Genomic DNA, 21442 nt, shown 5'->3' on the forward strand with positions numbered 1-21442 from the left:
CTACGGTGCTTGCCGTGCCACAAACTGCTGACTCCCACATTCTTGCGCCCCACACCATCACGTCCGTGAACGTCAACGGCGTTCGAGCAGCTGCCCGTAAGGGCATGCTCGCCTGGCTGGAGAAGACGTCGGCGGATTTCATCTGCCTTCAGGAAACGCGTGCGTCGGACGACCAGCTTCGCGAGACCCTCGAGCCGGCACTCGGCAACGGATGGTTCCTGGTCTCCGCCGAGCCGTCCGCGAAGGGACGCAACGGAGTCGCGGTGCTCTCACGCACGGAACCTGACGCGGTGCGGATCGGTCACGGGGACGACGAGTTTCTCGACGCCGGTCGATACATCGAAGCCGACTTCGCGGATCTGACCGTCGCGAGCCTGTACCTGCCCTCCGGTGAGGCGCTCACGCCGAAGCAAGAGGAGAAGGAGCGGTTCATGGCATCCTTCGCAGTTCACCTCGCCTCCACCGCTGCAGCGGCCGAGGCTGCCGATCGTCACGTGGTGGTCAGCGGCGATTGGAACATCGCGCACACCGAACTCGACCTCAAGAACTGGAAGACCAACAAGAAGTCTTCGGGATTCCTCCCCGAGGAGCGCGCCTGGATGGATCTGCTGTTCGCCGAAGATTCCGCGTGGGTGGACGTCTTCCGCACCCTCCATCCGGGTGTCGACGGCCCGTACTCGTGGTGGTCGTACCGCGGAAAGGCATTCGACAACGATTCGGGTTGGCGTATCGATTACCAGGTTGCCACTCGCGGATACGCCGAGCGGGCCAAGGTCGCGCTCGTGGAACGCGCTGAGTCCTACGACCTCCGTTGGTCGGATCATGCGCCTGTCACCGTCTCGTACCGATAGAGACGCGTATGTCTGAAGGTCTGAAAATGCCGAGCGCAAAGACGCGCAACGCCATCATCACCGTCGTGGTGGCGGTGGTTGCGCTCGTACTGGCGGTCACCCTTTCTTCGCGTGACTCCGACAGTTCGGCGTCGTCGGTGACGAAGTCCTCGAGTGCCCAGTCCTCGACTGTTCAAGCCAAGCCGGGTGCTACCACCAAGGCTGCGCCGTCGAGTTCCGTGCCCTCGAGCTCCGCTGTCAAGACAACGCAGCAGACGAACAGCGATGTGCCGGCGCGGGTTCTCGCCACGCTGGTGGAGATCGACGCCGGGCGGTGGCCGGATTCCGCCAATGCGCCGGGCACCAAGGGCGGCATCACCTTCCGCAACAGCGAAGGCCGTCTGCCCGCTGTCGGTGCCGGTGGCGGACGTGTCGTCTATCAGGAATGGGACGTCAACGCGAAGAAGAACGGCCAAGGACGCGACGCCGAGCGAATCGTCACCGGCAACGACGGTTCGGCGTGGTACACCCTCGATCACTACGACACGTTTGTGAGGATTCGCTGATGTCCGATTCGTCTACGGTCAGCGTGGCGCAGTGGCTGGATCCGTCTTCGGATGTGGTTTCGGTGGCGCTGCAGAGCGACCCGGCCGTTGCAGATGATCTTGCACGTCAACTCCGTGCCGAGAATTTTATCGTTCGGGTGGTTCGCGGAGAGAACATGCGGACAACGGCGCAGGTCTTCGACGAGTTTGCGGCAGCCTTCCAGTTTCCGTCCCACTTCGGGCGAAACAAAGACGCTTTCGACGATGTCATGCGCGATCTCGACGACGTCCTCGGACTCGGCGCCGGATATGTAGTTGTGGTCCGAGGTGCGGGTTCTCTACTGTCCGAGCAACAGGATCAGTTGGAGTGGTTCCGCGAAACGATGGACTTCTACGCCGAAGAATGGGAACCCGTCGTTTTCCGGACCGTCTACCAGTTCGGTGCGGAGGACCTCACCGCCCACGGTGAAGACCTCGTCGAACTCGACTACCCGGGCACCACGCCACTGCACTGATTTCCACTCGTGAAAAGATCGGAACCATGTCGACCCCTGCAGAACAGAAGCCCACCGCAAAGCCTCGCGTGCTTTCCGGAATCCAGCCGACGTCGGATTCTTTCCACCTCGGCAACTACCTGGGTGCGCTGCAGCAGTGGGTTCCGTTGCAGGACGATTTCGACGCTTTCTACTTCATTCCGGATCTTCACGCCATCACGGTGACGCAGGACCCGAAGGAATTGCGTCGTCGCACCAAGGTTGCGGTGGCTCAGCTCCTTGCGGTGGGGATCGATCCGGATCGGGCGACGCTGTTCGTACAGAGTCAGGTTCCCGAGCACGCACAGTTGGCGTGGGTCCTGAACTGCATCACCGGTTTCGGTGAAGCCAGCCGTATGACGCAGTTCAAGGACAAGTCCGCCAAGCAAGGCAGCGACAACGCCAGTGTCGGCTTGTTCACGTATCCGGTTCTGATGGCCGCGGACATCCTTCTGTACCGCCCGCAGCGAGTTCCGGTGGGTGAGGATCAGCGTCAGCACCTCGAACTCGCACGCGATCTGGCCGGACGGTTCAACACCCGCTACGGCAAGGCGTTCGTCGTTCCCGAGCCGCAGATCATCAAGGGCACGGCAAAGATCTACGACCTGCAGGATCCGACCGCGAAGATGAGCAAGTCCGCTGCCAGTGCGGCCGGACTGATCAATCTGCTCGACGATCCGAAGGTGTCGGCGAAGAAGATCAAGTCGGCCGTCACCGACAACGAGCGCGAGATTCGTTTCGACCCGCAGGCCAAGCCGGGCGTCAGCAACCTGCTCACCATTCAGTCGGCTCTCTCGGGAGTACCGATCGAGACTCTGGTGGCCGGTTACGAGGGCAAGGGGTACGGCGACCTCAAGACCGATACCGCTGACGTGCTGACCGAGTTCGTCACCCCACTCAAGGCGAAGGTCGACGGTTACCTCGCCGACGAGGCAGAGCTGGATCGCATCATCGCGGCCGGAGCGCACCGCGCCCGTGAGGTGTCTTCACGCACTCTCGCCGCTGTCTATGACAAGGTCGGATTCCTGGCACCGAAGGGCTGACTTACGCGAGTTCGGACTCACGACGCCTGACCGAACATGAGGGGGACGGCAATGGCTGACACGGACGACGACGCACCGAGCTTTCTCGAGAAGCAACGGGCAGCGCGACCCTGGCTCGATCATCTGGTTCGCGCGGCCGGACGGTTTCAAGAGCAAAAAGGCGACTATTACGCTGCTGGTATCACGTACTTCAGCGTTCTCGCGTTGATTCCGATCATGATGGTCGCGTTTGCAGTGGCCGGTTTCGTATTGGCCGGGCATCCCGAGTACCTGGAGTCGATTCAGGAGCAGATCACCAAGAGCATTCCGGGCAGCTTGGGTGACACCATCAACACGCTGATCGATTCGGCCATCGACTCGCGCGCGAGCGTGGGAATCTTCGGCCTCCTGGGTGCTGCGTACGCGGGTCTCGGTTGGATGGCAAATGTTCGCGACGCGCTGACGGCGATGTGGGAGAGCAAGCGCGAGCCCAAGGGGTTCGTACGTACCAAACTTGGTGACGCAGGGGCCCTCGTCGGTCTGGCTCTCGCCATGGTCGTCTCACTGGGAATGTCGGCGCTGAGCAGTGGGCCGGTTGCGACTCAGATCGTGAAATGGCTCAACCTCGAGAACATCACCGGTGTCGGCGTGGGGCTCAGAGTTGTTTCACTGTTGCTCTCACTCCTGGCGACGTGGGCGGTGTTCCTGTGGGTGATCGCCCGGCTGCCGCGCGAGCCTGTCACGCTGCGTAGCGCTGCGCAGGCAGCGGTTATCGCCGCGATTGTGTTCGAGATCTTCAAGCAGGTGGGTGCGATCTACCTCGCTGCCGTCACCAACGGACCAGCGGGCGTGGCATTCGGTCCGATCATCGGTTTGCTCGTGTTCGTGTTCACGGCGTCACGGATGCTGCTGTTCTGCACGGCGTGGGCGGCGACGACCAAGGAAAGTATGGCCCTGGCGTTCGTTCCGCCGCCGGATCCCGCAGTGATCTCGCCGCGAATCGTTGTCAGTGACGGTGCTTCACCGTCTCGCGTGGCTGCGCTGATCGCCACGGGTGCGGTTGCCGGCCTGGGTCTTTCGGGCTTCATGCGTCGTCGGCCGCGCTAGCGCCTCCGACGGTTGAGGGCAACGGCTCCCGCCACCAGCGCGATCACCACTACTCCGCCGACCGCACCGATGAGTATGCGGTCAGTGGTGTCGGATTCGGCGTCGGTAGCGGTGGGTGCAGCCGAGATCGAGCCTGGTGCAGCGGCAGACGGTGTGCGAGTGACCTCGGGCGAGGCATCGTCGGTGGATCGGTCCGTCAACGAGCCGACGGTTGTGCTCGCGGGGAGTGCATATCCGTAGTCGAGTAGACGGGCAGCTTGTTCCCACGGACGGATCGGCTTGGCTTCGCCGCCCATCAATGTCACCAGTAGTTTCCGGCCGTTACGCTCCGCGCCACCCACATACGTGTGGCGGGCGTCGTCGGTGAAGCCGGTCTTGCCGCCCAATGCGCCGTCGTAGTTGTAGAGCAGCTGATTGTCGTTGGCGAGAGTGAATCCGGGGCGGTCCTGATCGTCGGGAATCGTCGGATCCTTGGGGAAGCCGGGAAATTCGACGGTCTCGGTATGGATCAGACCGGCAAACGTCGGATTCTGCAGGGCGGTATGGAAAATCACGGCCAGGTCGTACGGCGAGCTGCTCATCCCCGGGCCGTCGAGTCCGGATGGAGTTGCCGTGCGAGTGTCGAGGGCGTCGAGTTCGGCCGCGAGCGCGTTCATTTTCGACACGGCTGCAGCGTCACCGCCGAGTTGGCGGGCGAGAGCATGCGCGGCATCGTTTCCCGACGCCATGACCAGACCCTGCATCAGTTGCCGGTTGGTGTACTTGCCGCCCTTTCCGATGCCGACAGCGCTACCTTCAGCGTCCGCGTCTTCGGCCGTTGCGGTGATTTCGGTGTCGAGATCGAGTTCGTCGAGCGCGACGAGAGCCAACAGCATCTTGATGGTGCTGGCCGGGCGGTAGCGACCGTGCGGATCTTTGGCGGCGAGGACCTCGCCGGTTTCGGCGTCCGCGAGTACCCATCCGGATGCCGCGATATCCGCCGGGAGCGGGGGAGCGCCGTCAGGGAGCACAACACCGCACTCGCCGAGCTTGTCTCCACCGACGGGGCTTTCCGGAATCGGGACAGCAGTCGGGGCTGTGGATCCGGGCGCGGGTGCTTCGGAGAGATCGATCGCCGGTGCCGGGCTACTCGTGAACGGGCAGCTGTCGGTGTTGGGTGTTGTGAACGGCGCTTCGGTGGTGGTGGTGGGCGGCGGCGGGGCCGGTTGGGCGCCGGCCACTCCCGAGGTCCCGACGACACCGGTAAACGCAATGCTCCCTGAGAGCACTGTTCCGGCAACTGCCACTGCACACTTTCGACGCCACATCATCGATATACGAGGGTATGCGAACGTGAGGGAACGTCCGAATCGCCACGCAAGCAGAGGGATCGAAAACAGGCGATTCGGTTTGTACATCGGTCATAGTGGACGATCGCCGCCGATGAGTTCCACCACCACGCAGAGTCTGTAACAGTGGGGTAGTCGGCTACTCGAATGGCGCACACGCACTGACGACAGGGGATCGGTATGGGCAAGATCGTGGTGACAGAATTCGTGTCCTTGGACATGGTGATGGAAGCTCCCGGTGGCGAACCGGGTTATGCGCACACTGGATGGGTCTTTCCGTACCAGGAGGGCGATCAGATGAAGTTCAAACTCGACGAAACCCTCGCCGCGGACGTCCTTCTGCTCGGGCGGCGGACCTACGAGAGCTTCGCCGGTGCCTGGCCCGAGCGCGAGGACGACCAAGGCTTTGCGGACAAGATGAACGAGATGCCCAAGTACGTCGTCACGAGTTCGACCGAACCGCTCGAATGGAACAACTCGACGGCGCTCGACGGTCCCATCGAGGAATCTGTCCCGAAGCTCAAGGAGCAGATCGACGGCGAGATCCTGGTCGCGGGAAGTCGGACGCTCGTCCACGCGTTGTTGCTGGCCGGTCTGGTCGACGAGCTTCGTCTGATGGTCTTCCCGGTCATTCTCGGGTCCGGCGGGAGAGTGTTCCCCGAATCGGCCGACAAGATCGTCCTCGAGTTGAAGGACGATCGTCGGTACGAATCCGGAGTTCAAGTACTGACGTACCACCCCACGGTCACGTAGACCTCTCGAAAACATCTGTGGCCGAGACTCTTCGAGAGTCTCGGCCACAGATGTCTTGCCGGCTAACTGTTCTCGGGGAAGCCGAGGTTGATTCCGCCGTGGCTGGGGTCGAGCCAGCGACTGGTGACGGCTTTACCTCGCGTGAAGAAATGAACACCTTCTGTCCCGTGAGCGTGGGTGTCACCGAAGAGGCTGTTCTTCCAGCCGCCGAAGCTGTAGTAGGCCATGGGAACCGGGATGGGGACGTTGATGCCGATCATTCCGACCTCCACCTCGTTCTGGAAGCGTCGGGCAGCGCCGCCGTCGTTGGTGAAGATGGCGGTGCCGTTTCCGTACGGGTTGTTGTTGATCAGTTCGAGGGCTTGGTCGTAGGTATCGACACGCACGACGGACAGGACAGGTCCGAAGATTTCGTCGGTGTAGATCGACATGTCGGTGGTGACGTGGTCGATGAGGGTGGGCCCGAGCCAGAAGCCGTCCGGTCCACCATCGGCCTGAACTGTGCGTCCGTCGACCACGATCGTGGCACCGTCCTTCTCGCCGGCATCGACATAGGACGCGACCTTGTCGCGATGGGCCTTGGTGACGAGCGGACCCATGTCGGAGTTCTTGGTGCCGTCACCGGTGACGAGGGGAGTGGTGCGTTCGACGATCTTGGCAACCAGTTCGTCGGCGATGTCGCCGACTGCGACCAGGGCGGAGATCGCCATGCATCGTTCGCCCGCGGAGCCGAATCCCGCGTTGACCATTGCGTCGGCGGCGAGGTCGAGGTCGGCGTCCGGCAGAACGATGGCGTGGTTCTTGGCGCCGCCGAGTGCTTGCACGCGTTTGCCGTTGGCGGTGCCGGTGGCATAGACGTACTGGGCGATGGGGGTGGATCCGACAAACGAAATCGCTTTGACTGCTTTGTTTTCCAGAAGTTCGTCGACGGCGAGCTTGTCACCTTGGAGGACGTTGAAGACGCCGGGGGGCAGACCGGCTTCGGCCCAGAGTTCGGCGAGCCAGATCGCCGCGGTGGGGTCCTTCTCCGAGGGCTTGAGAATCACGGTGTTCCCGGCGGCGATGGCGACCGGGAAGAACCACATGGGGACCATCGCGGGAAAGTTGAAGGGCGAGATGATGCCGACGGGGCCGAGGGGTTGGCGGATGGAGTAGACGTCGACCTTGGTCGATGCATTCTCGGTGTATCCGCCCTTGAGGAGATGCGGTATTCCGCAAGCGAATTCGACAACTTCCTGCCCGCGGCTGATTTCGCCGAGGGCGTCGGAGAGAACCTTGCCGTGCTCGGCTGTGATGATCTCGGCGAGTTCACCTTTGCGAGCATTGAGGAGTTCGCGGAAGCTGAACAGTACCTGTGTGCGCCGGGCCAGTGAGGTGTCACGCCAGGCGGGGAAGGCCGCCGCAGCCGCGTCGATGACAGCGCGGGCGTCCTCGAGGTTCGCCAGGGCCAGTCGGCCGGTGATCTGTCCGGTGGCGGGGTTGGTGACGGGGGCGGTGTCCTCGGACGTTCCGGCGAACGGCTTGCCGTCCAACCAGTGCGCGATGACACGAGTATCAGTGCTGGTCATGGTATTTCCTAGTGGTCTGGTGACTCAGGAGTTCGGGGAGGTGTACTTGGCGACGTAGTCGTTCATCGTCTCGCGCTGGTACCGGGAAACCTCGTGCGCGTTTTCGTTCTCGGCGAAGACGCTCGACACCATCACGGTGTTCTCACGTTCGTAGAAGCCGAGTTTGCCGAGACCGCCGAAGAATTCGTCCCAGTTGACGTCTCCGTCACCGATTTTGAGATGCTGATGCACTCGAACGGCATTGCCTGGCGGGTTGGTGATGTAGCGCAGTCCGTGGGAACGGTGATGATCCATGGTGTCCGCCACGTGAACGAGTCGGACCATGTCGCCGGCGGCCTCCATGATGGCGGGAAGGTCCCCACCCATGTGGAATTGGTGGCACGCCACGATCACCATGCCGAGGTTCTTGGAGTTCACACCACGGATCGTGCGGATCGCGGCTAGTCCGTCTTCGACAAAATCGTCCGGGTGGGGGTCGATCAGGACGTCGATTCCCTCGCGTTCGATGATCGGAACCAGTTCCTCCATCGAACGATAGAACGCACGCTCGGACTCTTCGGCCTTTTCGGGGCGGCCGGAGAATTCGGTGTTCATGACGTTGACACCGAGATCGACCGTGATCTGGATGGCCCGCTTCCAGTAGCGCACGGCTGCTTCGCGAGCGTCCTCGTCCGGGCCGGACCACCGAAGGACCGGGAGCACCGACGCGATGCCGACTCCCGCACTCGCGCAGGCCTTCCGGAACTCGGTGACGAGCGCGTCGTCGGCTTTCGGGTGATTGAAGAACGGGATCATGTCGACGTGCGGTGTGAGCTGCAGGTACTCGTACCCGAGATCGGCAACAACTCGGGGTAGCTCGAGTAGTGAGTAATCGTGATGGAAAGGTGTGGGGTCGAGTGCGACCTTCATCGCTAAGCTCCGGCCACAGAGTCGCGCGCAACCATGTCCACGGCGACGCGCTGACCCGTCTCCAGAGACTTCACACCGGCGGCGCAGACAGCGGCCGCGGCGTACCCGTCCCAAGCACCTGGTCCGTCGATGTAGTTGCCGGTGCCGGCGCCCGTCTTCACTGCCTTGATCCACCGGGCGAACTCGGTGTCGTAGGCCTGCCCGAAGCGTTCGCGGAATCCTGGGGTGATCTGCCCACCCCAGTTGCCGGGCTTGGTCTTTCGGATCAGTCCCACGTCGAGTCCGATCATCGCGCTTCCGAGTTCGCCGACAACTTCGGTGCGCACCTCGTAGGCAACTCCGGTGGTGACAAACACCTCGGCGTCGACGTGTCTACCGGACTCGGTCTCGAATATCGCGATCTGTGGGTCTTGAATGCCCTCGGGAGCAAACGAATTCGCGGCCGGTCGGATGATCTGCACCGAGGTGATCTCTTCGTCGAGCAGGAATCGTGTCACGTCGACCTCATGGACGAGTGAGTCCTTGACGATCATCGCGCTGTCGAAGCCGTTCGGAACCGCAGGATTGCGGTGCGCGCAGTGCACAACGAGAGGGCGACCGAGATCGCCGCTGTCGATCAAATCCTTGAGCTGGGTGTATTCGTGGTCGAACCGGCGCATGAAACCAACCTGGATCAGTCTTTTTCCCAGCGCTGCTTCGGCTTTGACGATCGTGAGCGAACTGTCCGCGTCGGTGGTCAGCGGCTTTTCGCAGAGAACAGGCTTGCCCGCTTCGAGGCAGGCAAGAACCTGCTTCTCATGGGTCGGGCCCGGGGTTGCGAGAACAACGGCGTCGACGTCCTCGGCTGCGATGGCATCGAACGGATCGACGACGACGCGCGCCCCTGGCGTCAGTGCTGCGATTTCCTCGGCGCGGGCGAGAGAGTAGTCGTTGACGACGGTGACGCGGGCACCGCCGATTTTGTTGGTGATGCGGTCGACGTGATCGGCCCCCATGATGCCGACGCCGAGCACTGCGATCCGGAGATCCTGGTTGTCAGACATGCGGTGGTACTCCTCGATTGTGTTGCTCAGTTGAAACGGACGGCGGGGACGCCACAGGTGGACAGGTATTTCTGAGTGCGCGCTGCGATGGGCAGCGGTGTGTCGGGATGGCAGGGATACATGTCCTGCTCGACGATCGCGAACACGTCGATGCCGAGCTTCTCGATGGCCTCCAGAAGCGGCGGCATGTCGGGGATTCCGCGCGGCGGTTCGATCATGGCACCGAGTTTGACGGCCTCACCGAACGGCAGGTCCTCCGCCTCAACCTTGGCGACTATCGCCGGATCCACCTGTTTGAGGTGTAGGTACCCGATGCGCTCCGGATGTTTGTTGATAATTGCGAGATTGTCGCCGCCGCAGTAGCTGATGTGGCCGGTGTCGAGACACAGATTCACGAAACGCTCGTCGGTCCCTTCGAGGAACTTGTAGACGTTGTCTTCGATGTCGACGTGACTGTCGGCATGAGGATGGTACTGCGCCATGACGCCGTACTCCTCGAGCATTGCCTTCCCGAGAGCGTTCATGCCGTCGGTTTTCTTACGCCACTGCTCGGGCGTCAGATTGCGGTCTTCGAGTACCGCTCCGGTGGAAGGGTCGCGCCACATCTCAGGGATGACCACCACGTGCTTGCCGCCGACGGCTGCGGTCAACTTGGCGACGTCCTTGATCTGATTCCAGACGGCATCCCAGGAATCGTCCTGGTGCAGGTGTTCGAAAACGGTACCGGCCGAAAGCTTCAGGCCGCGGGCGCCGAGTTCGTCCGTCAACTTGGCTGGATCGGTCGGAAGGTATCCGAACGGGCCGAGTTCGATCCATTCGTATCCCGACGCGGATACCTCGTCGAGGAATCGTGTGTAAGGGGTCTGCTGTGGATCGTCCGGAAACCACACGCCCCAGGAGTCGGGGGCTGATCCGACGCGAATCGCGCTCATGTCTAGATTCCTTTCGCGGGCAAGCTTTATGGGGTGTGGTTGTGCGGAATTTTCATTCGGATGGACGGAGGTACGGTCGCTGGATCTTCTTCCAGGACTCGTAAGTTGTCCGTGCTTTCTTGGTGGACTCCAGTTCGGAGGTGGCCGATACCGGTACATCCCACCAGGATTCGCTGTCCGGGGCGCCGATCAGCGGATCGGTTTCGACGTGGATGACGGTGCTGGTGTCGCTTGCTTTGGCAACCTTGATCGCGTCGGCGAACTCTGCAGCGGTGTTGGCGCGGATGACGTCGACACCGAGGCTGGCGGCGTTCGCGGCCAGATCGACCGGGAGAACCCCTCCGTCGAGACGTCCGTCATTCGAGCGGTAGCGGTACTGCGTGCCGAAGCGCTGGGAACCCAGCGACTCGGACAGTGAACCGATGGAGGCAAATCCGTGATTCTGCACCAGGACGACGATGACCTTGAGGCGTTCCTGTACGGCGGTGACCAATTCGGTGGCCATCATCAGATAGGAACCGTCGCCGACCATCACGAACACGTCGCGATCGGGGCACGCCATGCGGACGCCTAGACCGCCGGCAACTTCGTATCCCATGCACGAGTACCCGTATTCGACGTGATACCCCTTGGAATCACGGGTTCGCCACAGCTTGTGGAGGTCACCCGGCATGGACCCGGCAGCGCACACCACGACGTCACGTGGATCGGACAGCGTGTTGACCAGGCCGATCACCTGATTCTGATTCAGTGACCCGTCGGCAGCGGGTTCGGCCGGGTTGTAGACCGATTCGACGACAGCATCCCAATCGCGAGCGAGTTCACCGATCCTGGACGCGTACTCGTCGTCCACCCGGTAGTCGCTCAGTGCGAGCGCCAGGGCGTCGAGAGCCTCACGCGCATCGGCCACCACACTGACACCGCCCTGCTTCACGGAATCCAGTGAAGCGACGTTGATGTTGACGAAGCGAACGTCTGGATTGGTGAAGGCGGTGCGGGATGCGCTCGTGAAATCGCTGTACCGCGTGCCGATTCCGATGACGACGTCCGACTCGGTGGCCAGTGCGTTTGCAGCAGTGGTGCCGGTGGACCCCACCGCCCCGACGGATTGTGGATGGTCGTAGACCAATGAACCCTTGCCGGCCTGGCTCTGCCCCACGGGGATTCCGGTCTGCGCGCAGAACGCTGCCAGAGAGTCGGTGGCCTGGCTGTAGATCACTCCGCCGCCGGCGACGATCAGTGGCTTGCGAGCCGAGCGGATGATCGCGGCGGCGCGTTCGATCACCGATCGTTCGGGGAGCGGGCGAGCCACGTGCCACACCCGTTCGACGAAGAAGGACTCGGGCCAGTCGAAGGCCTCGGCCTGCACGTCCTGCGGGATGGCGATGGTGACTGCGCCGGTTTCGACGGGATCAGTGAGAACGCGCATCCCGGCGAGCAGAGCGCTCGGCAACTGCTCCGGGCGCCATACCCGATCGAAGTATCGTGAGACCGGCTTGAAAGCGTCGTTGACCGTGACGTCGCCGCTCGACGGGAGTTCGAGTTCCTGCAAGACGGGGGCACTGGCGCGGGTCGCGAAAGTGTCTGCGGGAAGGAGTAATACAGGTAGACGGTTGATGGTGGCCAGTGCCGCGCCGGTGATCATATTGGTGGCACCGGGGCCGACGCTGGACGAGACTGCCCAAGTCTGCAGGCGGTCCTTCATGCGGGCGTGCGCGACAGCCGAGTGCACCATCGCCTGTTCATTGCGGCCGAGCACGTAGGGGAGTGTCGGCTCACGGCCGGCGTCGAGATCCTGGATCTCGGCCTGCAAGAGTGCCTGCCCCAGTCCGGCGACGTTGCCGTGCCCGAAGATTCCGAAGCAGCCGGCGAACAGCTTGGTGCGCTGGCCGTCGCGTTCGGTGTACTGGTTGGCGAGGAAGCGGACGACAGCTTGAGAAACGGTGAGGTATACGGTCGGCTCGTCGCGAGGTGGACGATTGCCGGTTGCGTTGTTGGTGGGTGCCACAGCTTTCACTTCCGTCAGTTTGTGGGACTGCAACGGCAGTCGAGGGTCGATGTCCTGGTGATCCCAGCTTCCACGTAGCCAGGTGTGTTGCGGATCGTCACAGATGTTCCACGCCCGGATCTCGCCCGAACCTGCCATGACATTGAGGTAGTACATGTGGTGGCCCGGCGCTGCGATGGACGGGCCGTGATAGCCGTGCGGCACGAGGACGACGTCGCCCGAGCGGACTTCCTCGAGCACCTCGATAGGTCTCTCGGCGGTTCCGTACACGCGGTGGTAGCCGAAACCTTCGGTCCCGGTGGGGCTTCTGTCGATCTCGAAGTAGTAGATCTCTTCCAGGGCCGATTCGACGTCGCTGTTCTCGTCGTGTTTGTGGCTGGGGTACGACGACCAGTTTCCACCGGGCGTGATGACTTCACACGCGATGATGGAGTCTGCCTCGAAGGTGTCGGCGGTGGCGAAGTTGTGAACCTGCCGGCTGCAATTTCCGGCACCGCGGAGTTCGACGGCAACTCCGGACGCGGGACCGTAGCGATGGGAGAGCTTTGCGCCGGCGCGTGCTCCGCACAGTGCAAAGCGGCCTCCGCCGGTGCTGCTGACCGAGTAGTCGGCGTCGCGTCCTACGTACGCGAAATCGCTGGGACCGTCGAAAACCGATGCGCGGCCGGTCAGGGGAATCTCCGTCCCCTCGGCAACAACGACGGCCGAACCCGCCAGTGGAACGACGATGATCTCGTTCTCGCCGGACTGCAGGTGGACGTTCGCACCCGGGGCGAGTTCGAGTGTCCACAAGCTGGATTCGGTCCACCCGGCGGACTCCGGCGTGACGACTGTCGTGAAATCACCGTCGGCGGACGATCCGGCGGGGACGTAGTACTTGCTGAACATCTTGCTCCTGCCAGGTCGGTTCTAGTGGACGAGCTTGACTGCGGTGTCGACGGCCGCGGTCACGTCGCCGTCGGGTGGGTATAGCAGCGCGCGTCCGACGATCAGTCCGCGCACGGACGGCAGCTGAAGTGCAGCGTCCCACTTTGCGTACGTTTCTTCCGGCGCGATCTGCGGATCTCCCCCCAGGAGGAGCGTCGGGAGGGTGGTCGCATCCATGACGCGTTCCATCTCGTCGACGACCGGCAGTTTCATCCACGTGTACGCCGAGGTGGAGCCGAGACCTTGGGAGATGTGGATGGATTTGATGACGGCGTCAGGGCTGAGATCGTTGACGACCTTGCCGTTCACGCGGCTGGAGAGAAACGGCTCGAGCATCGCGATCAGTCCGGCCGCGGCCAGTTCGTCCACGGCTTCGGCACATGCCGTCATGGTGGGCAGTGTGCCCGCGTCGTCGAGTGCGATGCGTAGCAGCATCTTTCCGCCGTTCATTCCGAACTTCGCGGTGCCCGCCGCGGTGTATCCCGTCATGCGGTCGTCGAGTTCGAAGCTCGCGCCTGCCAGGCCGCCGCGGTTCATCGACGAGAAGACGACCTTGTCGTCGAGGGCGCCGAGGAGGAGCAGATCGTCGAGAATGTCCGCGGTGCCGAGAACGCCGTCGACTCCGGGATTGTCGAGCGCAGTGCGTAATCTGTCGAGCAGATCTGTACGACTGTTCATCGCTGTCGGCTTGCCACCGACAGACAGTGCCCCACGGGCCGGGTGATCGGCAGCGACGATCATCAGTCGACCATTGCCTCGAACAGTGGCGCGAGGAGTTCGCGCTGCCCAGGCCTTTTCGATGATCTGCGGATCGCTCGCACGCAGTTCCGTCACTTCGGCGTAGGTGGTGGCGAGGGGGCGGGCGGCGAGCTTGTCAGACATTGACTGCCTCCGTGGCTGTGGCTTCGGCGAGATCGTGGACTTCTTCGGCGGTCGGCATCGCAGTGGAGCATTCGAGCCGAGATGCGACTATCGCGCCGGCCGCGTTGGCGTACCGCAGTACCTTCTCCAGCGGCCACCCGGCCAACAGTCCGTGGCACAGTGATCCGCCGAAGCTGTCGCCTGCTCCCAGCCCGTTGACCACGTCGACGGCGTTGGGCGGCACGGTGATCGACTGCTTTCGCGTTTTGCCGAGTACGCCCTTCGGGCCCTGCTTCACGATGGCCAGTTCGACGCCGAGGTCGAGAAGCGCGTCGGCGGCCTTGTTCGGATTGGTCTCACCGACCGCGATCTCGCACTCTTCGCGGTTTCCGACGGCTACTGTCACGTGCGCCAGAGCGCGCTGCACCTGATTGGTTGCTTCTTGGGGCGTCGACCAGAACATCGGGCGGTAGTCCAGATCGAGGACCGTCAGCGGGCGTCGTTCGCGGGCTTCCCAGGCAGCGAAGTGTGCACTGCGACTCGGTTCTTCGGACAGCCCTGTCACAGTCGACCAGTAGAGGGACGATGCTCGAACGGCGTCGAGGTCGATGTCTTGCGGGGTGATCCGAAGATCAGGCGCATGCGGCTTGCGGTAGAAGTACAGCGGAAAGTCGTCAGGAGGGAAGATCTCGCAGAACGTCACCGGTGTCGGGTACTCGGAATTGGTGACGACAAACCTGTTGTCGACGCCCAGACGTGCCAACTCGCGTGTGACGAACTTCCCGAAAGGATCGCTGCCTACGCCGGAGATCAGTGCTGCTCGCCGGCCGAGGCGCGCGGCCGCCACCGAGACATTGGCTGCGCTGCCGCCGAGGAACTTGCCGAACGTCTCGACGTCCTCGAGTCCGACACCGGTCTGAAGTGGGTAGATGTCCACCCCCGATCGGCCGATGGCAAGCACGTCGAAGGGTGCGTCAGGGATGTGTGACCCGCTCTGGTGAGTGTTGATGCTTGTCAAAACTGACTCCCGAGAGTTCGTGGTGGGTTGCCCACGCAGGGCACCGATGTATGACTGAAACTGTGCGCCGCGACACAGCGATTGTCAATAGTTTGTCTGGACATTATGACTTGCGGTCAAGTGAATGTTAGTGTTCGCATACACTGCCGAGAGAAGTAGCGTCGATACGGCGCCTTCCCAAGACAGATCGGAGTTGGCCGTGGTCGCAGCACTCGCCGTCGAGTTGGACCGCTCGAGCCCGGTGCCGCTGTATTTTCAGCTGGCACAGGCAATCGAGGGCGCTATTCTCGGTGGCGAACTTGCCCCAGGTGATCGCTTCGAGAATGAACTGGCGTTGGCCAAACGGCTCAATCTCTCACGTCCGACCACTCGACGCGCGATCCAGGAGCTGGTGGACAAGGGACTACTTGTTCGTAAGCGGGGAGTCGGAACTCAGGTGGTGCAAAGTCCGGTGCACCGCCCGGTCGAGCTCACCAGCCTGTTCGACGACCTTGCGAGGGCCGGCCAGGCGCCGACGACCAAGCTGCTCGAGTTCACGGTGGGAGTTCCCGCCGAGGACGTTGCCGCGGAACTCAACCTCGAACCTGACGCCGAAGTGGCCACCATCAGGCGTCTGCGAAGCACCAACGGCGAACCGCTTGCCGTGATGACCAACTACATTCCGGTGGACATCGCACCCGATCCCGAGGAGTTGGAGACACAGGGGCTGTACCAAACCTTGCGAACTCGCGGCGTTCACATCCGTGTGGCGCGGCAGCGAATCGGCGCTCGGGCGGCGACTCGCGAAGAAGCAGGATTGCTCGACGAGAAAGTGGGTGCTGCCCTCTTGACCATGAGCCGCACTGCATTTGACGATTCAGGTAGCGCCGTCGAGTACGGCAGCCACTGCTACCGAGCGTCGCGTTACTACTTCGACACCACCGTGGTCGACCGCTAGATCTCGATCCCGGTGACACGAGTACCCGCCTGACCGAGTCAGTGGGGGTGATTTGTGATCCCAGCATTTCTGCGATCCTTCGATCATTTGACCCGAACGGAGCCTCATGACAGGCATTTCAGTAGCAGTTGCCGGATTCGGATGGATGGGCCGCGTCCACACGCAGGCGTATCTGCGTCTGCGGCAACACTATCCCCAGCTTCCCGTGATCCGCATGGCCGCCGTCGCCGACGAGGTGCCTGGCCGAGGGGAGGAAGCAGCGGACCAATTCGGTTTCGAAGCTTTCACCCAGGATTGGCGCGATATCGCAGCCGATCCGGCCATCGACGCGGTGAGCATCACGGCCCCGAACTTCTTGCACCGTGAAATCGGCGTCGCAATGGCAGAAGCCGGCAAACACATCTGGATCGAGAAGCCCGTCGGCTTGTCCACGGAAGACGCCAAAGCTGTTGCCGCAGCAGTCTCGAAGGCCGGTGTGCAGTCGACCGTCGGCTTCAACTACCGAAACGCGCCGGCTGTGGCCCTGGCAAAAAGCCTGATCGACTCAGGGGAGTTGGGCACGATCACGCACTCGCGTTTTCGTTTCCTCAGCGACTATGCGGCCCACCCTGAAGGTGCTTTGAGTTGGCGATACGAGCGTGAACGCGGCGGCGCCGGCGTCCTGGGCGACTTGGCCTCGCACGGCATCGATCTGATTCGTCATCTTCTCGGTGACGTCGACGCTCTCGTTGCGGATACTGCGATCTTCATCCCGGAGCGTGCGCGTCCGTCCGCCGCTACCAGTGGACATGCGCGGGCCAGCGGTGGGGAGATGGGGGCTGTCGAGAACGAAGACTTCGTCAGCGCACTGCTGCGCCTCGGCTCGGGTGGCCGGTGCACCCTCGAAGCATGCCGCGTCGCCGTGGGAGAGCAGAACAATTACGGATTCGAGGTTCACGGCACGAAGGGTGCCGTGTTCTGGGACTACCGCCGGATGGGTGAACTGGGCACCAGCCTCGGCTCGAAGTATCAGGACCAATCCGTCACGACGGTTCTGGTCGGCCCCGAGTCCGGTGAGTTCGGCCGCTTCCAGCCTGGCGCGGCCAACGCGATGGGCTACGACGACCTGAAAGTGATCGAGGCTCGCAATTTCATCGCCTCGATCGTGGACGGAGCGCCGCAGGGCGCGACCATCGCTGATGCAGTCGCGTCCGCACAGGCCCTGGACGCGATGGTCGCCTCGGTGACCTCCGGCAGCTGGATTTCTCTCGGCTGATCCACAGCTCCTCCGAAAGGCTCTGGTGCAGTGACATTTCCCCGCGGACTGGCGCTGCTCGTGGCAGCAGCGCTGTTCATGGAGATGCTGGACGCGACGATTCTCGCAACGGCACTGCCGTCGATCGCCCAATCTTTCGGAGTTGATGCCGTCGACGTCAATGTCGCCGTTTCTTCGTACCTCCTGGTGTTGGCCGTCCTGATCCCGGCGAGCGGATGGATGGCCGACAGGTTCGGAACGCGACGTGTCTTCATCTCTGCCATAGCTGTTTTCGCGGTGGCATCGGTGGGATGTGCACTGAGCACCTCCCTCCCGATGCTGGTGGGAATGCGTGCTTTACAAGGGGTAGGCGGCGCCATGATGGTGCCGGTAGGGCGGCTCGCAGTATTGCGGGTGACGTCGAAGGCGGAACTCGTACGGGCTATCGCCTACTTGACGTGGCCGGCGCTCACAGCGCCGGTTCTTGCGCCCGCTGTGGGTGGAGCCATCGTGTCGATCGCTTCGTGGCGCTGGATCTTTCTGATCAACGTTCCGATCGGGATCGTCGGGTTTCTGCTGGCATTGCGCATGGTGCCCGACATTCGGGAGGCGCAGAAACGGAGCCTCGACTGGCTGGGATTGGTGGTGATCGGAGCAGGCGTCGCAGTGCTTGTCGTGGCGCTCGACAGCGTGCACAGTGCCGGAACCGACTGGCTACGAGTGGGCCTCGGGATCGTTGCGGCTCTGATCTTGTTGAGCTTGGCCGTCATTCACCTCGTCCGGTCGGATCATCCGCTCATCGCGCTCGGCGTCCTCCGACTTCGATCGTTTCGGCTCGTCGCGTCGAGCGGCTCGCTGTACCGGCTCGTGATCATGGGCGTGCCGTTTGTGCTGCCGTTGTTGTTCCAAGTGGGATTCGAAATGTCGGCGTTCAAGGCCGGTCTGCTGGTGATGGCTCTGTTCGCGGGGAATATCGCGATCAAACCGCTCACCACTCCGCTCATGCGCAGGTTCGGGATCAGACTAGTTCTGGTGGGAAACGGAGTTCTGTCGGTGGTGTGCTTCGGTGCGCTGGTACTGATCTCGTCGACGACACCGGACGTCGTAATCGCTGTCGCACTGTTTGTCAGTGGCGCGTTGCGATCCATCGGGTTCACCGCGTACAACAGCTTGGCGTTCGCCGACGTCGACTCGGGTGAGCTGACCGATGCCAATACTCTGCATGCAACGCTGCAAGAGTTGGCGTCCGGTCTGGGTATTGCACTGTCCGCTTTGGTGATCACGCTCTGTACACCGTTGGCGGAGTCGGAGGATCTGAGCGGCGGAGTGCCGTTTTCTCTGACGCTGGGTGTTCTCGGGGCCATGCTGGTGCCGACGGTGATCGAGAGTTGGCGGCTCCCACGCGATACGGGTGCTGTGGTGTTGGTGCGCTGATGAAGCGTCTTCCGCCACCTTCATCATAACGCGGGACCCGGGGCTTGCGGCAAGGCCCCGGTGATGGTGCACACTCGTCTGCTGCGAGCAAGCAAAAGCCTTGCCCGAAGGAGGGGATCGCATGAGTGACGTCATCATTGTCGGTGCTGGACCAACTGGATTGATGCTGGCAGGTGAGCTCCGGCTGCAGGGCGTCGATGTCGTCGTCGTGGACAAGGACGAGGAGCCGACTCAGTTCGTCCGTGCCCTCGGCATCCATGTGCGCAGCATCGAAATCATGGAGCAGCGCGGGTTGCTGGACAAGTTCCTCGCGCACGGCCGCAAGTATCCGCTCGGTGGATTCTTCGCGGGGATCAGCAAACCGGCACCGGCGCACCTCGATACTGCGCACGGGTACGTACTGGGCATTCCTCAGCCCGAGATCGACAGGATTCTTGCCGAACATGCCACCGAAGTCGGTGCGGACATTCAGCGAGGGAAGCGCGTCGTCGCGATCCGTCAAGATACCGATAGCGTCACAGCGGAATTATCCGACGGCACAACACTTCACGCGCGTTATCTCGTGGGCTGCGACGGCGGCCGCAGCACTGTTCGGAAGCTGATCGACGTCGGGTTTCCCGGCGAGCCGTCTAGCGCCGACACGTTGATCGGCGAAATGGACGTGACCATGCCGGCTGATGAACTGGCCGCCGTTGTCGCCGAAATCCGGGAAACGCACAAACGATTCGGAGTCGGTCCCGCCGGTAACGGCGCTTTTCGTGTCGTGGTCCCTGCGGCCGAAGTTGCCGACGGTCGCGCAACACCGACCACCCTCGACGACATCAAACAACAGCTACTGGCCATTGCGGGTACCGACTTCGGTGTGCACTCGCCGCGGTGGCTCTCGCGCTTCGGTGACGCCACCCGTCTGGCGGAGCACTACCGGCGCGACCGGGTGTTCCTCGCCGGCGATGCCGCACACATCCACCCACCGATGGGCGGTCAAGGCCTCAATCTCGGTGTGCAAGATGCCTTCAACCTCGGCTGGAAGCTCGCCGCAGGGATTAACGGTTGGGCGCCGGAGAGCCTGCTCGACACGTACGAATCGGAACGGCGTCCGGTGGCTGCCGACGTCCTCGACAACACGCGCGCGCAGGCGGAGCTGATCTCCACCGCAGCCGGTCCACAAGCTGTGCGACGCTTGATCTCCGAGTTGATGGAATTCGAAGACGTCAAGCGTTATCTGACCGAGAAGATCACTGCGATCTCGATTCGCTACGACTTCGGCGAAGGTGACGACCTACTCGGTCGGCGGCTGCGGAACATCGCGTTGACGCGCGGCAACCTGTACGACCTGATGCGATCCGGCCGCGGACTTCTTCTCGACCAGGGTGGCCAACTGTCCGTCGATGGTTGGAGCGATCGCGCCGACCACATCGTTGACACAAGCACTGAATTGGACGCTCCGGCTGTCCTGCTTCGGCCGGACGGTCATGTGGCATGGGTCGGGGATTCGCAGGCGGAGTTGGATACTCAGCTGTCCACGTGGTTCGGCCGGCCGGCGACGGGCCCCGTGTGACTCTTCGGATTCGGCAACCGAGCACCGTGGCGACTCGGACGCACTACCGTTGACGACTATGAGGCGAAGGTCAGCACAGGTTGCGGCTGCGGCAGCGGGCTCTGTGGGAGCGCTGATGCTGACAAGCTGCACGACCAATGTCGATGTGCCGAAAACCTTTGCCGCCACGATAACGGTGACCGGTCAGGCAGAGCAGGCCGAGACGGTCTCTGGAGAGTGCGTGATTGACATGATTCGTGTTGCTCCGAACGACCAGATTCAGATTTTCGGGGGCAGCGGCGCTGCATCCACAAGGTCGGCACTCGAGGTCGAGGCAATCGATCAACTTCCCGACGGAATGAGCACCTGCTCCTACACCGCACATTTTGATGCCGTCCCCGCAAACCAGAGAAACTATGAGGTGAGCTTGGGCCACTTCTCTCCGGAGTCCTTCAGCTCAGATGAGTTGGAGAACGGTGTCACCTATCAACTTCGCCGGCCCTGACTGAACCAGTTCTCCCTCGCGTTGTATCCGGTCCGACTTTCACTGAGCTCGCTTGGTGGTCCCGTCGCCTCCGCGCTGTCGAGCCTTACCGGGGTTGATGTGGAGCCGAACACCCTCGTAGGCGACTGTGTACGGCACATCGTCGTCGTTGTCCGGGTCGCCGGAGTCCGCAGGATCCGGAAGTTCCGCGATCTGTTCGATGACAGTCTGTGCTCGCGCCGCACCGGGATCGAACATCTCCTGAAACGGCCCGACGAACGACCCCCCAAGCCCGCGGCGCCTTGCCCGAACAGCCGCCCACCCGAACACCGCCAACGGGCCGGTCATGGCGAACAGCACTAACAAGTCCCACCCCATGCCACGAGCATACCGACTGACCGGCATTGGGCGGTCCGAGTCTCGTCAGCGCTG

Annotated in this window: 20 protein-coding genes and 1 pseudogene; 11 read left to right on the forward strand and 10 right to left on the reverse strand. The window is 62.6% G+C overall.

The genetic code is table 11. From position 1 onward, the window contains the following. Positions 1-5 precede the first annotated feature (5 nt). From RHP72_RS10200 to yhjD, 5 genes are read left to right on the forward strand one after another with little or no spacing between them, the layout of a single operon-like run. Positions 6-851, forward strand: a complete 846-nt coding sequence (locus tag RHP72_RS10200; protein ID WP_275231539.1) for an exodeoxyribonuclease III — start codon at positions 6-8, stop codon at positions 849-851. A 26-nt stretch (positions 852-877) separates the two neighbouring features. After that, positions 878-1396: a ribonuclease domain-containing protein gene (locus tag RHP72_RS10205; protein ID WP_058226543.1), complete on the forward strand. Its 519-nt coding sequence runs from the start codon at positions 878-880 to the stop codon at positions 1394-1396. Further along, positions 1396-1890: a barstar family protein gene (locus RHP72_RS10210; protein ID WP_047271784.1), complete on the forward strand. Its 495-nt coding sequence runs from the start codon at positions 1396-1398 to the stop codon at positions 1888-1890. Before RHP72_RS10205 ends, RHP72_RS10210 begins: the two co-directional genes overlap by 1 nt. 26 nt (positions 1891-1916) lie before the next feature. Then, on the forward strand, positions 1917-2951 hold the full coding sequence (gene trpS / locus RHP72_RS10215) for a tryptophan--tRNA ligase (RefSeq protein WP_003941025.1): 1035 nt from the start codon (positions 1917-1919) through the stop codon (positions 2949-2951). A gap of 51 nt (positions 2952-3002) precedes the next feature. Next, complete coding sequence (gene yhjD / locus RHP72_RS10220; RefSeq protein ID WP_007727380.1) at positions 3003-4037, forward strand: inner membrane protein YhjD; 1035 nt, start codon at positions 3003-3005, stop codon at positions 4035-4037. Here the strand turns inward: yhjD and RHP72_RS10225 are convergent. Continuing rightward, a complete protein-coding gene (locus tag RHP72_RS10225) occupies positions 4034-5347 on the reverse strand; it encodes a D-alanyl-D-alanine carboxypeptidase family protein (protein WP_311094641.1) in 1314 nt (437 codons plus the stop codon). The genes yhjD and RHP72_RS10225 overlap by 4 nt on opposite strands. Positions 5348-5545: 198 nt before the next feature. On the opposite strand from RHP72_RS10225, the gene RHP72_RS10230 reads away from it, so the two are divergent. After that, a complete protein-coding gene (locus RHP72_RS10230) occupies positions 5546-6118 on the forward strand; it encodes a dihydrofolate reductase family protein (RefSeq protein ID WP_003940686.1) in 573 nt (190 codons plus the stop codon). Positions 6119-6180: 62 nt separating this feature from the next. Here the strand turns inward: RHP72_RS10230 and RHP72_RS10235 are convergent, their stop codons facing one another. The 8 genes and pseudogenes from RHP72_RS10235 to iolC form a co-directional block, all read right to left on the reverse strand. Then, on the reverse strand, positions 6181-7686 hold the full coding sequence (locus RHP72_RS10235; protein ID WP_050654861.1) for a CoA-acylating methylmalonate-semialdehyde dehydrogenase: 1506 nt from the start codon (positions 7684-7686) through the stop codon (positions 6181-6183). Positions 7687-7710: 24 nt separating this feature from the next. Next, the gene (locus RHP72_RS10240) at positions 7711-8595 is read right to left on the reverse strand and encodes a sugar phosphate isomerase/epimerase family protein (protein WP_217018652.1); all 885 of its coding nucleotides are present in this window, start codon (positions 8593-8595) and stop codon (positions 7711-7713) included. A gap of 2 nt (positions 8596-8597) precedes the next feature. Next, positions 8598-9638, reverse strand: a complete 1041-nt coding sequence (locus RHP72_RS10245) for a Gfo/Idh/MocA family oxidoreductase (RefSeq protein ID WP_311094642.1) — start codon at positions 9636-9638, stop codon at positions 8598-8600. Positions 9639-9664: 26 nt separating this feature from the next. Continuing rightward, positions 9665-10570 (reverse strand): sugar phosphate isomerase/epimerase, encoded by a 906-nt coding sequence (locus RHP72_RS10250; RefSeq protein ID WP_007727370.1) that lies wholly within the window; start codon positions 10568-10570, stop codon positions 9665-9667. Positions 10571-10622: 52 nt separating this feature from the next. Further along, positions 10623-12578 (reverse strand): 3D-(3,5/4)-trihydroxycyclohexane-1,2-dione acylhydrolase (decyclizing), encoded by a 1956-nt coding sequence (gene iolD, locus RHP72_RS10255; RefSeq protein WP_311094851.1) that lies wholly within the window; start codon positions 12576-12578, stop codon positions 10623-10625. A 24-nt stretch (positions 12579-12602) separates the two neighbouring features. Next, positions 12603-13466 (reverse strand): annotated as a pseudogene (gene iolB, locus RHP72_RS10260) (5-deoxy-glucuronate isomerase); the annotation flags it as partial. A gap of 21 nt (positions 13467-13487) precedes the next feature. After that, positions 13488-14387 (reverse strand): hypothetical protein, encoded by a 900-nt coding sequence (locus tag RHP72_RS10265; RefSeq protein ID WP_021332504.1) that lies wholly within the window; start codon positions 14385-14387, stop codon positions 13488-13490. Continuing rightward, positions 14380-15384, reverse strand: a complete 1005-nt coding sequence (iolC, locus tag RHP72_RS10270) for a 5-dehydro-2-deoxygluconokinase (protein ID WP_230359698.1) — start codon at positions 15382-15384, stop codon at positions 14380-14382. The genes RHP72_RS10265 and iolC overlap by 8 nt, the downstream gene beginning before the upstream one ends. 199 nt (positions 15385-15583) lie before the next feature. Here iolC and RHP72_RS10275 point away from each other — a divergent pair, with 199 nt between their 5' ends. From RHP72_RS10275 to RHP72_RS10295, 5 genes are all read left to right on the forward strand, one after another. Next, positions 15584-16321: a GntR family transcriptional regulator gene (locus tag RHP72_RS10275; RefSeq protein ID WP_003941006.1), complete on the forward strand. Its 738-nt coding sequence runs from the start codon at positions 15584-15586 to the stop codon at positions 16319-16321. A 106-nt stretch (positions 16322-16427) separates the two neighbouring features. Further along, entirely contained in the window at positions 16428-17576 is a 1149-nt protein-coding gene (locus RHP72_RS10280) for a Gfo/Idh/MocA family oxidoreductase (RefSeq protein ID WP_311094643.1), read from the forward strand. Between the two features lie 30 nt (positions 17577-17606). Beyond that, complete coding sequence (locus RHP72_RS10285) at positions 17607-18989, forward strand: MFS transporter (protein WP_311094644.1); 1383 nt, start codon at positions 17607-17609, stop codon at positions 18987-18989. A gap of 121 nt (positions 18990-19110) precedes the next feature. Next, positions 19111-20547: a rifampin monooxygenase Iri gene (iri, locus tag RHP72_RS10290; RefSeq protein ID WP_311094645.1), complete on the forward strand. Its 1437-nt coding sequence runs from the start codon at positions 19111-19113 to the stop codon at positions 20545-20547. Between the two features lie 103 nt (positions 20548-20650). After that, positions 20651-21031: a hypothetical protein gene (locus RHP72_RS10295; RefSeq protein WP_230359700.1), complete on the forward strand. Its 381-nt coding sequence runs from the start codon at positions 20651-20653 to the stop codon at positions 21029-21031. Positions 21032-21070: 39 nt separating this feature from the next. Here RHP72_RS10295 and RHP72_RS10300 read toward each other — a convergent pair whose 3' ends face one another. Beyond that, complete coding sequence (locus tag RHP72_RS10300) at positions 21071-21388, reverse strand: hypothetical protein (protein ID WP_311094646.1); 318 nt, start codon at positions 21386-21388, stop codon at positions 21071-21073. Positions 21389-21442 lie beyond the last annotated feature (54 nt).

The sequence above is a fragment of the Rhodococcus sp. SG20037 genome (genome assembly GCF_031763325.1).
In the GTDB taxonomy this organism is placed as follows: domain Bacteria; phylum Actinomycetota; class Actinomycetes; order Mycobacteriales; family Mycobacteriaceae; genus Rhodococcus_F; species Rhodococcus_F qingshengii.

What these genes read in the sequence shown, in the direction of transcription:
- RHP72_RS10240 (WP_217018652.1), bottom strand. Translation starts at nt 8,595, where the DNA reads ATGAAGGTCGCACTCGACCCCACACCTTTCCATCACGATTACTCACTA.
- yhjD (WP_007727380.1), top strand. Translation starts at nt 3,003, where the DNA reads ATGGCTGACACGGACGACGACGCACCGAGCTTTCTCGAGAAGCAACGG.
- RHP72_RS10235 (WP_050654861.1), bottom strand. Translation starts at nt 7,686, where the DNA reads ATGACCAGCACTGATACTCGTGTCATCGCGCACTGGTTGGACGGCAAG.
- RHP72_RS10300 (WP_311094646.1), bottom strand. Translation starts at nt 21,388, where the DNA reads ATGGGGTGGGACTTGTTAGTGCTGTTCGCCATGACCGGCCCGTTGGCG.
- RHP72_RS10205 (WP_058226543.1), top strand. Translation starts at nt 878, where the DNA reads ATGCCGAGCGCAAAGACGCGCAACGCCATCATCACCGTCGTGGTGGCG.
- RHP72_RS10265 (WP_021332504.1), bottom strand. Translation starts at nt 14,387, where the DNA reads ATGTCTGACAAGCTCGCCGCCCGCCCCCTCGCCACCACCTACGCCGAA.
- RHP72_RS10280 (WP_311094643.1), top strand. Translation starts at nt 16,428, where the DNA reads ATGACAGGCATTTCAGTAGCAGTTGCCGGATTCGGATGGATGGGCCGC.
- trpS (WP_003941025.1), top strand. Translation starts at nt 1,917, where the DNA reads ATGTCGACCCCTGCAGAACAGAAGCCCACCGCAAAGCCTCGCGTGCTT.
- RHP72_RS10225 (WP_311094641.1), bottom strand. Translation starts at nt 5,347, where the DNA reads ATGATGTGGCGTCGAAAGTGTGCAGTGGCAGTTGCCGGAACAGTGCTC.
- iri (WP_311094645.1), top strand. Translation starts at nt 19,111, where the DNA reads ATGAGTGACGTCATCATTGTCGGTGCTGGACCAACTGGATTGATGCTG.
- RHP72_RS10230 (WP_003940686.1), top strand. Translation starts at nt 5,546, where the DNA reads ATGGGCAAGATCGTGGTGACAGAATTCGTGTCCTTGGACATGGTGATG.
- RHP72_RS10250 (WP_007727370.1), bottom strand. Translation starts at nt 10,570, where the DNA reads ATGAGCGCGATTCGCGTCGGATCAGCCCCCGACTCCTGGGGCGTGTGG.
- RHP72_RS10210 (WP_047271784.1), top strand. Translation starts at nt 1,396, where the DNA reads ATGTCCGATTCGTCTACGGTCAGCGTGGCGCAGTGGCTGGATCCGTCT.
- RHP72_RS10245 (WP_311094642.1), bottom strand. Translation starts at nt 9,638, where the DNA reads ATGTCTGACAACCAGGATCTCCGGATCGCAGTGCTCGGCGTCGGCATC.